Raw genomic sequence first — 13,699 nt, forward strand, 5'->3', positions numbered from 1 at the left:
CGCTCAGCCGCCGAACTCCGCCACGTTCTCCTTCGTGACCACCTTCACCGGCACCATCACCGTCTTCTCGACGTCCTTGTCCTCGGCGACCCGCAGCGCGTTCTCCACCGCGATCCGCCCGAGTTCCTTGGGCTGCTGGGCGACCGACGCGTACAGCGTGCCGTCCGCGACCGCCTTCAGCCCGTCCGGCGTGCCGTCGAAGCCGATCACCGAGACCGACTTGCCGGCCTTGCTGCCCAGCGCCTTGATCGCGCCGAGCGCCATCTCGTCGTTCTCGGCGAAGACACCGCTGATGCCGGGGTTGGCCTGGAGGAGGTTGGTCATGACGTCGAGGCCCTTGGTGCGGTCCCAGTCGGCGGGTTGCTTGGCGACGACCTTGATGCCCGGGTAGGCCTTCAGCCCCTCCGTGAAGCCGGCGCCGCGCTCCCGGCTGGCGGAGGTGCCCGCCTGGCCCTGGAGGACGACGATCGTGCCCGTACCGCCCAGCTTCTCGGCGAGCGCCTTCGCGGCCAGCACACCGCCGGCGGTGTTGTCGGAGGCGACGAGCGTCGCGGTCTCCGCGTTGTTCACCGACCGGTCGACGGCGACCAGCGGGATCCCGGACTTGTTCACCGACCGCGCCGCCGGACCCATCGCGTCCGAGTCCACCGGGTTGACGATGATCGCCCCCAGCCCCGAACTGGCGAAGTTCTCCAGCTGGTTGGCCTGCTGCGAGGCGTCGTTCTGGGCGTCCGTGACGGTCAGGTCCACGCCCAGCTTCTTCGCCTCGGCCTGGGCACCGGCCCGGATCTGCACGAAGAAGGGGTTGTTCAGCGTCGACAGCGACAGGCCCACCTTCTGGGTCGACGCGGACGACGAGCCGTTGTGCAGCAGGGAGGTGGCGCCCACGATCGCCGCCGCGACGACAGCGGCCAGTACGTACGTGAAGGCCTGCTTGCGCCGGTCACCACCACCGGACGCCCCGGCGGGCGCGACCGTAGCCCCGCTCTTCCTCCTCACGGTGTCGAACAGCACCGCCAGCGCGATCACGACACCGATGACGACCTGCTGCCAAAAAGCGGACACGGAGAGGAGGTTGAGGCCGTTCCGCAGCACCGCGAGGATCAGCGCACCGATCAGCGTCCCGGACGCCTTACCGGTACCACCCGCCAGCGAAGCCCCGCCGATGACCACGGCGGCGATGGCGTCCAGCTCGTACCCCTGCGCGGCCTGCGGCTGCGCGGAGGACAGCCGCGACGCGAGCACGATGCCCGCCGCGGCGGCGAACAGCCCGGACAGTGCGTAGATCGCCAGCTTCTGCTTCTTCACCCGCAGCCCGGAGAGCCGGGCCGCCTCCTCGTTGCCGCCGATCGCGTACATGGAGCGCCCCAGGTACGTACGGGCGAGGATGAACGCCGTGACGAGCCCCATGGCCACCATCACCAGCACGGGCACCGGCAGCCAGCCGCCCAGCGTGTCACCGAGGTGCGACACCGACTCGGGGAACGCGATCGGCGAACCCTGCGAGATCACCAGCGACAGCCCGCGCCCCACCGACAGCATGGCGAGCGTCGCGATGAACGGCGGCAGTTTGCCGTACGAGATCAGGAAACCGTTGACCAGGCCGCACGCGATGCCGGTGAGGACGGCGAGAACGACCGCTATCGCGACCGGTACGCCCTCCGAAGTCGCCGCCCAGGCAAGGACGGTGGCCGACAGCGCGGCGACGGAACCGACCGACAGGTCGATGCCCGCCGAGACGATCACGAAGGTGACGCCGAAGGCGAGGACGGCGGTCACGGCCGCCTGGACGCCCACGTTGAGCAGGTTGTCCGTCGTCAGGAAGTCGCCGGACAGCGCCGACATCGCGATGACCAGGACGATGAGCGCGGTCAGCGCACCGTTGTCGAGCAGAACGCGGCGCAGGCCGCTCGTGGCGCCACTCGCGCCCGTCGTGCTCTTGAGCGTGTCAGTGGCCACGAGAGCCCTCCACTTCGTTCCCGGAGTTGTCGATCGAGTTGATGTTCGAGTCGGTGTTCGTGCTGACGGCGAGTGCCATCACCGAGTCCTGAGTCGCTTCCGCAGCGGTGAGTTCACCGGCGATCCGCCCCTGCGCCATCACCAGCACCCGGTCGCTCATCCCGAGCACCTCGGGCAGATCGCTGGAGATCATCAGTACGGCGGCACCGGCGGCCGTCAGCTCGTTGATCAGCTGGTAGATCTCGACCTTGGCGCCTACATCGATCCCGCGCGTCGGCTCGTCGAGGATCAGCACCCTGGTGTTCGCGAGCAGCCACTTGCCGATGACGACCTTCTGCTGGTTGCCGCCGGAGAGGGTGCGCACATGCTGGCCGAGCCCGGCCATCCGTACGCCCAGCTGCTCGGCGACCTTCGCGGCGGCGGCCCGCTGCCCCTTGAGGTCGACAAGGCCGCCCTTGGTCGCGGCCCGCAGGGTGACCAGCCCGAGGTTCTCCTCGACGGAGGCGTCGAGGACCAGCCCCTGCCCCTTGCGGTCCTCGGGCACGAGCCCGATCCCGGCGGCCATCGCGGCCCCGACGTCGCTCCCGCGCACGGCGGCTCCCGCGACGGACACGGACCCCTTGTCGTACGGATCGGCGCCGAACACGGCACGCGCGACCTCCGTACGCCCGGCCCCCACCAGTCCCGCGATGCCGACGACCTCACCGGCCCGCACCTCGAAGCCGACGTCGTGGAAGACCCCGTCCCGGGTGAGCCCCTCCACCTTGAGGAGAGCGGCACCCGTCTCCACGGCCTCCCGGGGGTACTGCTGTTCGATCGACCGCCCGACCATCAGCCGTACGAGTTCGTCCTCGGGCGTGTCGGCAGGCACCTGCCCGACGGTCCTGCCGTCGCGGATGACGGTCACCCGGTCCCCCAGAGCGGCGATCTCCTCCAGGTGATGCGTGATGAAGACGATCCCGACGCCGTCCTCGCGCAGCGAGCGCACGATCGCGAACAGCTTCTCGACCTCTTCGGAGGTGAGGACGGCGGTCGGCTCGTCCATGATCAGGACGCGCGCGTTCAGACTCAGCGCCTTCGCGATCTCGACCATCTGGAGCCGCGCGATACCGAGTTCACGCACCCGCGCGCGTGGAGACACGTTCACGCCCACCCGCTCCAGCAGCGTGGCGGCCTCGGCCTCCATCCGCTTGCGGTCGATCATCCCGTAGCGGCGCGGCTGCCGCCCCAGGAAGATGTTCTCGGCGACCGTCAGATCGGGTACGAGGTTGAACTCCTGGTAGATGGTGGCGATCCCGAGTCGCTCGGAATCCTGCGCCCCGTGGATACGGGTCTCCTCGCCGTCGACGAGGATGCGGCCGGCATCGGGGCGGTAGGCGCCGGAGAGCATCTTGATGAGGGTGCTCTTGCCCGCGCCGTTCTCACCGAGCAGCACATGCACCTCGCCCCGGCGCAGATCGAAGTCGACGCCGTCGAGCGCGACCACACCGGGGAAGGACTTCCGTATGCCTTCGATGCGCAGCAACTCGTCCGGGTTGCTCACGACTGACTCCTGTTCGTCACGGGGGGCTCCGCAGAGGGAGTTGTGGAGGGCGCTTCCAGGGGAGGCGGTTCCAGAGGCGGCGGCTCACCGCACGACCGCCGTACGACGAGCCGCGCGGCCAGCGTCACGGACTGCGCGGGCCGCCCCTCGATCACGTCGACCAGCGCCCGGACGGCGGCCCGCCCCAGCTCACCGGTCGGCTGCGCGACGGCCGTGACCGGCGGATCGGTGTGCACGAACCACGGGATGTCGTCGAAGGCCGCGAGCGCGATGTCCCGTGGAACACGCATCCCGCGCGCGCGTACGGCGTCCAGCGCGCCCAGCGCCATCAGGTTGTCGGCCGCGAACACGACCTCGGGCGGCTCGGCCAGGTCGAGGAAGGCGTCCGTCACCCGGCGCCCGCTCTCGGCCTGGAAGTCGCCCTGCCCGATGTAGGCCTCGGGCAGCGGCAGCCCGTACTCGGCCAGGGCCTCCCTGAAGGCCTCGACGCGCTCACTGCCGGTCGTGGTGGCCGCCGGGCCCGCGATGATCGCGAGCCGCCGGTGACCGAGCCCGTACAGGTGGGCGACGAGATCCCGGACCGCGGGGCGACCGTCAGCCCGTACGACCGGCACGTCCACGCCCGGGATCCAGCGGTCCACGAAGACCATCGGGGTGCCCCCGCGCGCGGCGTCCAGCATCAGCGGGGAGCCGCCGTCGGTGGGGGAGACGAGGAGGCCGTCGATACGGCGGTCCAGGAGCGTTCGTACGTGGTGGTCCTGGAGGTCGGGGCGTTCGTCGGCGTTGCCGATGATCACGCTGTAGCCGAGCGCGCGGGCCTCTTCCTCGACGGAGCGGGCCAACTCGGTGAAGTACGGGTTCATCACATCGCTGATGACCAGGCCGAGGGTGCGGGTCTGGTCGGTGCGCAGGGAGCGGGCGACGGCGTTCGGGCGGTAGCCCAGCGCCTCGACGGCGGCCAGCACGCGCGTGCGTGCGTCGACGCTGACCGACGGATGGTCGTTCAGGACCCGCGACACCGTGGCGACGGAGACCCCCGCCTCGGCAGCGACGTCCTTGATGCTCGCCATCGCCGCTCCACCTCCTTGTGGATCGTTCATGGAATCGATTACATCGACGTGTACGAGGATTGGAATCGATTACACGGAGGTTAATCAACCCCCCGGCCGCATCCCGAGACCGGATCGTGATGGAAGGAGGATCCAAGCCGCCGCTGCTTCGGCCGCGAAGTCGCACGCCGGTCGGAGGCGGTCCAGGCTGGACGTGTGGGGCGGACGCGGGGGCCTCACCAGGACCACGGCGGACCGGAAACGGAGGAGTCATGACGGCGGCGACTCGAAGCGACGTCCCCATCGCGCTCGACGGCGGTGGAGTGGAATTGCGTACGCAGGTGATCGGAGGCGGCTTCTCGGTCGGCTATGTGAGCCTGCCACAGGGCACGGACATGGGCCCGGCGTTCAAGGGCCTGCCCGGCGACGCCTGCCAGTGCCCGCACTGGGGCTACGTGCTCAAGGGCCGGCTGCTGATGCACACCGGCGACGGCGACGAGACGTACGAGGCGGGACAGGCCTACTACTGGGCGCCCGGCCATGTCCCGGAGGCCCTTGAGGACTGCGAGTTCGTGGAGTTCTCCCCGACGGAGGACTTCCGGACGGTGCTCGACCACGTCAAGTCCGCCATGGGGTGACGGCCTTCGGGGGGCGTCGTCCACAGGCCCGGCGGTCTGTCAGTGCTTGGCGGTAGCGTCGGATCATGTCGATTCAGGCGGGCGGCGGTCCGAAGCAGACGACGCAGGGGGAACGGCGCCTGGCCGTCCTCGAAGGCGTCCTGGAGCGGATCACGTACGCCAACGAGGAGAACGGCTACACGGTCGCCCGTGTCGACACCGGCCGAGGCGCCGGCGACCTCCTCACCGTCGTGGGCGCGCTGCTCGGCGCCCAGGCCGGCGAGTCCCTGCGGATGGAGGGCCGTTGGGGCTCCCATCCGCAGTACGGCAAGCAGTTCACCGTCGAGAACTACACGACCGTCCTGCCCGCCACCATCCAGGGCATCCGCCGCTATCTCGGCTCGGGCCTGGTCAAGGGCATCGGGCCGGTCTTCGCCGACCGGATCACCCAGCACTTCGGCCTGGACACCCTCCGGATCATCGAGGAGGAGCCCAAGCGGCTCGTCGAGGTGCCGGGGCTCGGCCCCAAGCGCACGAAGAAGATCGCCGACGCCTGGGAGGAACAGAAGGCGATCAAGGAGGTCATGCTCTTCCTCCAGACCGTCGGCGTGTCCACGTCCATCGCCGTGCGCATCTACAAGAAGTACGGCGACGCCTCGATCTCGGTCGTCAGGAACCAGCCCTACCGCCTCGCCTCCGACGTCTGGGGCATCGGCTTCCTCACCGCCGACAAGATCGCCCAGTCCGTCGGCATCCCGCACGACAGCCCCGAGCGCGTCAAGGCGGGCCTCCAGTACGCCCTTTCGCAAGCCACCGACCAGGGCAACTGCTACCTCCCCGAGGAACGCCTGATCGCGGACGCGGTGAAGCTCCTCCAGGTCGACACGGGCCTCGTCATCGAGTGCCTCGCCGAACTCGCGGCACCCCCGGAGGAGGGCGAGGACCCCGGTGTCGTACGGGAGAAGGTCCCCGGCCCCGACGGCGACTCGGAACCGGTGACGGCCGTCTACCTGGTTCCCTTCCACCGGGCCGAACTCTCCCTCTCCGCCCAGCTGTTGCGCCTCCTGCGCACCGGGCAGGACCGGATGCCCGCCTTCCACGACGTGGCCTGGGACAAGGCCCTGGTGTGGCTCCAGGGGCGTACGGGGGCCGATCTCGCCCCCGAGCAGGAGGCGGCCGTCCGGCTCGCGCTGACCGAGAAGGTCGCCGTCCTCACCGGCGGACCGGGCTGCGGCAAGTCCTTCACGGTCCGCTCGATCGTGGAGCTGGCGCGCGCCAAGAAGGCCAAGGTCGTCCTCGCCGCCCCGACCGGCCGCGCCGCCAAGCGCCTCGCCGAACTCACCGGCGCCGAGGCCTCCACCGTCCACCGCCTCCTGGAGCTGAAGCCCGGCGGAGACGCGGCCTACGACAAGGACCGTCCGCTCGACGCCGACCTGGTGGTGGTCGACGAGGCCTCCATGCTGGACCTGCTCCTCGCCAACAAGCTGGTGAAGGCGGTCCCGCCGGGCGCGCACCTGCTGTTCGTCGGAGACGTGGACCAACTCCCCAGCGTCGGCGCGGGCGAGGTCCTGCGGGACCTGCTGGCCGACGGCAGCCCGGTGCCCGCCGTCCGGCTCACCAAGGTCTTCCGGCAGGCCCAGCAGTCGGGCGTCGTGACGAACGCGCACCGGATCAACTCCGGGCAGCATCCGGTCATTGACGGCATGAAGGACTTCTTCCTCTTCGTAGAAGAGGACACGGAGGAGGCCGGCCGCCTCACCGTGGATGTGGCCGCACGGCGAATTCCGGCCAAGTTCGGCCTCGATCCCCGGCGGGACGTCCAGGTGCTCGCGCCGATGCACCGGGGCCCGGCGGGCGCCGGCAACCTCAACGGGCTGCTCCAGCAGGCGATCACCCCGGGCCGCCCCGACCTCCCGGAGAAGCGGTTCGGCGGCCGGGTCTTCCGGATCGGCGACAAGGTCACGCAGATCCGCAACAACTACGACAAGGGCGAGAACGGCGTCTTCAACGGCACCGTCGGCGTCGTCACCTCCCTCGACGAGGTCGAACAGCGCCTCACCGTACTGACGGACGAGGACGAGGAGGTGCCGTACGACTTCGACGAGCTGGACGAACTCGCCCACGCCTACGCCGTGACCATCCACCGCTCCCAGGGCAGCGAGTACCCGGCGGTGGTCATCCCGGTCACCACGGGCGCGTGGATGATGCTTCAGCGCAACCTCCTCTACACAGCCGTCACCCGGGCGAAGAAGCTGGTCGTCCTGGTCGGTTCACGCAAGGCGATAGGCCAGGCGGTGCGCACGGTTTCGGCGGGACGGCGTTGCACGGCACTGGATTTCAGACTGCGGTCGCAGGGGTAACGGGACTGTTGCGGGACCGGTGTCGGAGCGATCGCGAAAAATGATCGATCAAATGAGTCACAAAGGTCACACAGGACTTCCGGAACCAGGGCGAAGGGGGGCAGGATGAGTAGCTTGGCGGCACTGAGTGCCGCCAATAGGCCCAATGGTCGACCCCGAGTGCACTCTCCTGCGCCAAATGGGGGATGGTAGAGACAGTCAGGGCACCTCGAAGAAGAGGCACAACGTCGGTGAGGGATGACGTGAGCGAGCACACCAATAACGCTGTAGTACTGCGGTTCGGCGACGGCGAGTACACCTACCCGGTGATCGACAGCACCGTCGGCGACAAGGGCTTCGACATCGGGAAGCTCCGCGCTCAGACCGGTCTGGTGACTCTGGACAGCGGCTATGGCAACACCGCCGCCTATAAATCCGCGATCACCTACCTCGACGGTGAGCAGGGCATCCTGCGGTACCGCGGCTACCCGATCGAGCAGCTGGCCGAGCGCTCCACCTTCCTCGAGGTGGCGTTCCTGCTCATCAACGGCGAGCTGCCGACCGTGGACGAGCTCTCCGTGTTCAAGAACGAGATCACGCAGCACACCCTGCTGCACGAGGACGTCAAGAACTTCTACCGTGGCTTCCCCCGTGACGCGCACCCGATGGCGATGCTGTCGTCGGTCGTCTCGGCGCTGTCGACCTTCTACCAGGACAGCCACAACCCGTTCGACGAGAAGCAGCGCAACCTCTCGACGATCCGGCTGCTCGCCAAGCTTCCGACGATCGCCGCGTACGCGTACAAGAAGTCGATCGGTCACCCCTTCGTCTACCCGCGCAACGACCTCGGCTACGTCGAGAACTTCCTCCGCATGACGTTCTCGGTCCCGGCGCAGGAGTACGACCTCGACCCGGTCGTCGTCTCCGCCCTCGACAAGCTGCTCATCCTGCACGCCGACCACGAGCAGAACTGTTCGACGTCGACGGTCCGTCTGGTCGGCTCCTCCCAGGCGAACATGTTCGCGTCGATCTCGGCCGGTATCTCGGCGCTCTGGGGCCCGCTGCACGGCGGCGCCAACCAGTCCGTCCTGGAGATGCTGGAGGGCATCCAGGCCAACGGCGGCGACGTCGACTCCTTCATCCGCAAGGTGAAGAACAAGGAGGACGGCGTCCGCCTGATGGGCTTCGGCCACCGGGTGTACAAGTCCTTCGACCCGCGCGCGAAGATCATCAAGGCTGCCGCGCACGACGTCCTCTCGGCCCTCGGCAAGTCCGACGAGCTGCTGGACATCGCGCTGAAGCTGGAGGAGCACGCGCTCTCCGACGACTACTTCGTCTCGCGCAACCTCTACCCGAACGTCGACTTCTACACGGGCCTCATCTACCGCGCGATGGGCTTCCCGACGGAGATGTTCACGGTCCTGTTCGCCCTCGGCCGTCTCCCGGGCTGGATCGCCCAGTGGCACGAGATGATCAAGGAGCCCGGCTCGCGCATCGGGCGCCCGCGCCAGATCTACACGGGTGTGGTCGAGCGGGACTTCGTTCCCGTAGAAGAGCGCTGATCGCTCTGCGGGAAGTGCGGTACTGAAGCTGCGGGTCCGTTGTGGCTGGTCACGCAGTTCCCCGCGCCCCTAAGGGGCGCGGGTGAACCGTGCCTGACTTCGCAGACTCTGTTTGGCATAAAAGCGGAAGGCGCCCTGCCGACGGTCCCCCCACGGGCCGGCGTACAGGGCGCCTTCCCATGTCCCGGTGCGGATTCCCCCCACGGGATCCGGCCGGGCGTTCGAGAGGACAGCGCCTGAATTCGCTATCACTGGTGTGCAGGCTGCCAAAGCAACCGTTGTTGTGCCAACTGCCGGTCAGGCAGCTGTTGAGCAGAACGAGCAAAACTCGTCGCACTCCTGCTGTGTGCGGTCTGCCGGGACGCGCACGCTGGGGTGGGCCGCTCAAGCTTCCCGGTGTACGTGTCCCGGCAACGCATTTCCGAGGACGTCCCCCAAGACATCCCCAGACGTCAGCCAACGCCCCCCAAGACGCTGTCTGACATCGCCAACTTAGACCTTCGAACCCCTTCGATGGTTACGTTCACAGCACTGTGATCTGCGTCTCTCGCATATGTCCGTTAGGTACACCAGATCCCGGTTGTCGCGACCGGGGCCCAAGCGTAAGGATGATGCGCGAGCCTTGTGAAGAGCTTATGTGAGGCTCGCGTTGGACTCCATAGGGACTTTGACAACGACTTGGGCATACTCACGGTAACTTCGGGCAGATCCCGGCTGCCCTCAGCGGAACGTACGCAGTCGGAGGCTGTTCGTCACCACGAACACCGACGAGAACGCCATCGCGGCCCCCGCGATCATCGGATTGAGCAGCCCGGCGGCGGCCAGCGGCAGCGCGGCCACGTTGTAGCCGAAGGCCCACAGCAGATTGCCCTTGATGGTCGCGAGCGTCTTCCGGGACAGTCGGATGGCATCGGCGGCCACCCGCAGATCCCCGCGCACCAGCGTCAGATCGCTCGCCTCGATCGCCGCGTCCGTGCCCGTACCCATCGCCAGCCCCAGATCGGCGGTCGCCAGCGCCGCCGCGTCGTTCACCCCGTCGCCGACCATGGCGACGGTCCGCCCCTCGCCCTGCAGCCGCCGTACGACGTCGACCTTCTCCTCGGGCAGCACCTCGGCGATCACCTGGTCGATCCCGACCGCCTGGGCCACCGCCTCCGCCACCGCCCGGTTGTCCCCGGTCAGCAGCACCGGCGTGAGCCCCAGCGCGCGCAGCTCGCGCACGGCCTCGGCGCTGGTCTCCTTGACCGCGTCGGCGACGGTGAGGACACCGTGCGCCGCCCCGTCCCAGGCGACCACGACGGCCGTACGTCCGCTGCTCTCGGCCTCGGCCTTCACGCGGGCCAATTCCTCCGGGAGCGGCCCCGGCAGCCCGTCCACGAGCCGTCCGACGGCCACCTCGTGCCCGTCCACGCGCCCGCGTACGCCCCGTCCGGGCACGTTCTCGAACGACTCGGCCTCCGGCAGCGCCCCGACCCGCTCCTCCGCCCCCGCCGCGATGGCTCGGGCGACCGGGTGCTCGGAGGCGTGTTCGAGGGCGCCCGCGAGCCGCAGCACCTGCTTCTCGTCGGCGCCCTCGGCGACGTACACCTCCTGGAGGGTCATACGTCCCGTCGTCACCGTGCCCGTCTTGTCCAGGACGATCGTGTCGACGCGGCGCGTGGACTCCAGGACCTCGGGGCCCTTGATGAGGATGCCGAGCTGAGCCCCGCGCCCGGTGCCGACCATGAGCGCGGTCGGGGTGGCGAGCCCCAGCGCACACGGGCAGGCGATGATCAGCACGGCGACGGCGGCGGTGAAGGCGGCGACGGTGTCGCCGGTCACGCCGAGCCAGGTACCGAACGTACCGACCGCGATCAGCAGCACCACCGGCACGAAGATCCCGGAGATCCGGTCGGCGAGCCGCTGTACCTCGGCCTTGCCGTTCTGCGCGTCCTCCACCAGCCGGGCCATCCGCGCGAGTTGGGTGTCCGCGCCGACCCGGGTGGCCTCGACGACCAGCCGGCCCCCGGCGTTCACGGTCGCACCGGTGACGGCGTCCCCGGCACCGACATCGACCGGTACGGACTCGCCGGTCAGCATCGACGCGTCGACCGCCGAGACACCCTCGACGACCGTACCGTCGGTGGCGACCTTCTCCCCGGGACGTACGACGAACCGGTCGCCGATCGCCAACTCGCCGACCGGGACCCGCACTTCACGCCCGCCGCGCAGCACCGAGACGTCCTTGGCGCCGAGTTGCATCAGCGCCCGCAGCGCAGCTCCCGAGCGCCGCTTGGCGCGAGCCTCCAAATACCGCCCGAGGAGGATGAACGCGACGACTCCGGCGGCGACTTCGAGATAGATCTCGGAGGTGCCGCCGGCGCGGGAGGCGGTGAACGAGAAACTCTCCCGCACCCCCATGCCTTCCATGCCCTCCATCCCCGGCATGCCGGGGATGGCAGGTCTGCCCGCGTCGCCCCAGAACAGTGCCCAGAGGGACCAGCCGAAAGCGGCGAGCGTACCGACCGACACCAGGGTGTCCATCGTGGCCGCGCCGTGCCGCGCGTTGGTGAACGCGGCCCGGTGGAACGGCAGTCCGCCCCAGACGACGACCGGCGAGGCGAGCGTCAGTGCGAGCCACCGCCAGTTGTCGAACTGGAGCGCGGGAATCATGGACATCAGGACGACGGGCGCGGCGAGCAGGGCGGAGACGACCAACCGCTGCCGTAGACCGACGAGTTCAGGGTCTTCGTCGTCACGCTCGGCCGGGGACGCCTCCACCAGGACCGGCGGAGGCGGCTCCTCGGCCGTGTACCCCGTCTTCACGACGGTGGCGATCAGATCGTCGACCCCGACCCCGTCGGCGTACGAGACCTTGGCCTTCTCCGTCGCGTAGTTGACCGTCGCGAGGACGCCCTCCATGCGGTTGAGCTTCTTCTCGACGCGGACCGCGCAGGTGGCACACGTCATCCCGCCGATGGTCAGCTCGACCTCGTGGGGCGTGGCTATCGGGGTCTCGGTGCCGGTGCCGGTGCCGGTGCTGGTCATGGTCGTCGTGTCCGTCCGTACGGTCAGACCCGGCCGGCCAGCTCGAAGCCCGCCTCGTCCACCGCGGCGCGTACGGCGGCCTCGTCGAGCGGGGCCTCGGACACGACGGTGACCTCACCGGTGGCGGCGACGGCCTTCACGGAGGTGACCCCGGCCAGCTCCGAGATCTCGCTCGACACCGAGCCCTCGCAGTGCCCGCAGCTCATTCCGGTCACCTGGTAGACGGCGGTGACGGAACCCGGGGTGTCGGTCTGAGCGGTCATGTCGTTGCTCCTCTGCGAAGTGTCTTCGAGGGCGTCATCGTGGCGTACGAGCCCTGTGACCCCCTGTGAGTCTCACCCTACTATACCCCTGGGGGGTACTCCGCTCATGGCAGTGGCAAGATCTCCGGTACGAGGGACGGCGACTGCGAAGGCGAGGGGCCCATGCGTGCGGTGGTGTTCGAGCGGTACGGGGAGCCGGCCGAGGTACGCGAGGTGCCGGACCCGGTGCTCGCGCCGCACGGAGTCGTGGTGCGCGTCGAGGCCACCGGGCTGTGCCGCAGCGACTGGCACGGCTGGATGGGCCACGACCCCGACATCGCGCTGCCGCACGTACCCGGCCACGAACTCGCCGGTGTCGTCGAGGCGGTCGGCGAGAGAGTGAGCGGCTGGCGGGCGGGCGACCGGGTCACCGTGCCCTTCGTCTGTGCCTGCGGGAGCTGTCCGTCCTGCGCGGCCGGGGACCAGCAGGTGTGCGAGCGGCAGACCCAGCCGGGGTTCACGCACTGGGGTTCGTTCGCGGAGTTCGTGGCGTTGGACCACGCCGACGTGAACCTGGTCGCCGTACCGGAGGAGATGTCCTATGCCACGGCGGCCTCACTGGGCTGCCGTTTCGCGACGGCGTACCGCGCGGTCGTCCAGCAGGGGCGGGTGGCGGCGGGGGAGTGGGTCGCGGTGCACGGGTGCGGCGGGGTGGGCCTGTCGGCGGTGATGATCGCGGCGGCGGCCGGGGCGAGGGTGGTCGCGGTAGACGTCTCACCAGGGGCCCTGGAACTGGCGCGGAAGTTCGGTGCGGTGGAGTGCGTGAACGCGGCGACGACGGGTGACACGGCAGCGGCGGTACGTGAACTGACCGCCGGCGGCGCCCACTTGTCCCTGGACGCCCTTGGCTCACCGACCACCTGCGCGTCCTCGGTGAACGGCCTGCGCCGCCGAGGCCGCCACGTCCAGGTAGGCCTGCTGCCATCGCCCGACGGCACGACCCCCGTCCCGATGGCCCGCGCGATCGCCCTCGAACTCGAACTCCTGGGCAGCCACGGCATGGCGGCCCACACCTACCCACCGATGCTGGAGCTGGTCCGGGCAGGCGTCCTCCGCCCGGACCTGTTGGTCACGTCCACGATCCCGCTGACGGAATCCCCGGCGGCCCTGGCGGAGATGGGTACGGCGTCAGGGGCGGGGGTGACGGTGATCGAACCGTGGCGCTGACACAACCCGAGCGTTTTCGCCCCCGCCGCCCTTACCCATTCCCATCCCTGGGGGCTGCGCCCCCAGACCCCCGCTACGGCCCTGAACGGGCCTTGTCCTCAAACGCCGGACGGGCTGACTAACCCAGCCCGTCC

Annotated in this window: 9 protein-coding genes; 4 read left to right on the forward strand and 5 right to left on the reverse strand. The window is 69.4% G+C overall.

What is annotated here, in order from left to right:
- Positions 1-3: 3 nt before the first annotated feature.
- Genes ACWDR4_RS25270 through ACWDR4_RS25280 form a run of 3 tightly spaced genes read right to left on the reverse strand, consistent with a single transcriptional unit; the run spans position 4 to position 4,572 of the window.
- Positions 4-1,959, reverse strand: coding sequence for an ABC transporter permease/substrate-binding protein (locus tag ACWDR4_RS25270; RefSeq protein WP_450411877.1), 1,956 nt, complete (start codon positions 1,957-1,959; stop codon positions 4-6).
- Positions 1,949-3,502: a sugar ABC transporter ATP-binding protein gene (locus ACWDR4_RS25275; protein ID WP_450411879.1), complete on the reverse strand. Its 1,554-nt coding sequence runs from the start codon at positions 3,500-3,502 to the stop codon at positions 1,949-1,951. The genes ACWDR4_RS25270 and ACWDR4_RS25275 overlap by 11 nt, the downstream gene beginning before the upstream one ends.
- Complete coding sequence (locus tag ACWDR4_RS25280) at positions 3,499-4,572, reverse strand: LacI family DNA-binding transcriptional regulator (RefSeq protein ID WP_450411880.1); 1,074 nt, start codon at positions 4,570-4,572, stop codon at positions 3,499-3,501. The genes ACWDR4_RS25275 and ACWDR4_RS25280 overlap by 4 nt, the downstream gene beginning before the upstream one ends.
- A gap of 251 nt (positions 4,573-4,823) precedes the next feature.
- On the opposite strand from ACWDR4_RS25280, the gene ACWDR4_RS25285 reads away from it, so the two are divergent.
- The 3 genes from ACWDR4_RS25285 to ACWDR4_RS25295 all read left to right on the forward strand — a co-directional run bounded on the left by ACWDR4_RS25285 (position 4,824) and on the right by ACWDR4_RS25295 (position 9,069).
- Positions 4,824-5,189 (forward strand): hypothetical protein, encoded by a 366-nt coding sequence (locus tag ACWDR4_RS25285; RefSeq protein ID WP_450411882.1) that lies wholly within the window; start codon positions 4,824-4,826, stop codon positions 5,187-5,189.
- Positions 5,190-5,254: 65 nt separating this feature from the next.
- On the forward strand, positions 5,255-7,528 hold the full coding sequence (recD2, locus tag ACWDR4_RS25290) for an SF1B family DNA helicase RecD2 (RefSeq protein WP_450411884.1): 2,274 nt from the start codon (positions 5,255-5,257) through the stop codon (positions 7,526-7,528).
- Positions 7,529-7,770: 242 nt separating this feature from the next.
- Positions 7,771-9,069 (forward strand): citrate synthase, encoded by a 1,299-nt coding sequence (locus ACWDR4_RS25295; protein WP_450411885.1) that lies wholly within the window; start codon positions 7,771-7,773, stop codon positions 9,067-9,069.
- Positions 9,070-9,789: 720 nt separating this feature from the next.
- Here ACWDR4_RS25295 and ACWDR4_RS25300 read toward each other — a convergent pair.
- Together ACWDR4_RS25300 and ACWDR4_RS25305 are read right to left on the reverse strand one after the other, a co-directional pair.
- Positions 9,790-12,096 carry a heavy metal translocating P-type ATPase gene (locus tag ACWDR4_RS25300; protein ID WP_450411887.1) on the reverse strand — a complete coding sequence of 769 codons (2,307 nt, stop codon included), beginning with the start codon at positions 12,094-12,096 and terminating at the stop codon, positions 9,790-9,792.
- A 23-nt stretch (positions 12,097-12,119) separates the two neighbouring features.
- On the reverse strand, positions 12,120-12,359 hold the full coding sequence (locus tag ACWDR4_RS25305) for a heavy-metal-associated domain-containing protein (RefSeq protein WP_389353686.1): 240 nt from the start codon (positions 12,357-12,359) through the stop codon (positions 12,120-12,122).
- A 162-nt stretch (positions 12,360-12,521) separates the two neighbouring features.
- On the opposite strand from ACWDR4_RS25305, the gene ACWDR4_RS25310 reads away from it, so the two are divergent.
- Positions 12,522-13,565, forward strand: a complete 1,044-nt coding sequence (locus ACWDR4_RS25310) for a zinc-dependent alcohol dehydrogenase family protein (RefSeq protein WP_450411889.1) — start codon at positions 12,522-12,524, stop codon at positions 13,563-13,565.
- Positions 13,566-13,699 lie beyond the last annotated feature (134 nt).

The sequence above is a fragment of the Streptomyces sp. NPDC000878 genome (genome assembly GCF_053599695.1).

Excerpts from the sequence above, each read along its gene's own strand:
- ACWDR4_RS25300 (WP_450411887.1), bottom strand. The coding sequence starts at position 12,096 with ATGACCAGCACCGGCACCGGCACCGGCACCGAGACCCCGATAGCCACG.
- ACWDR4_RS25280 (WP_450411880.1), bottom strand. The coding sequence starts at position 4,572 with ATGGCGAGCATCAAGGACGTCGCTGCCGAGGCGGGGGTCTCCGTCGCC.
- recD2 (WP_450411884.1), top strand. The coding sequence starts at position 5,255 with ATGTCGATTCAGGCGGGCGGCGGTCCGAAGCAGACGACGCAGGGGGAA.
- ACWDR4_RS25305 (WP_389353686.1), bottom strand. The coding sequence starts at position 12,359 with ATGACCGCTCAGACCGACACCCCGGGTTCCGTCACCGCCGTCTACCAG.
- ACWDR4_RS25285 (WP_450411882.1), top strand. The coding sequence starts at position 4,824 with ATGACGGCGGCGACTCGAAGCGACGTCCCCATCGCGCTCGACGGCGGT.
- ACWDR4_RS25310 (WP_450411889.1), top strand. The coding sequence starts at position 12,522 with ATGCGTGCGGTGGTGTTCGAGCGGTACGGGGAGCCGGCCGAGGTACGC.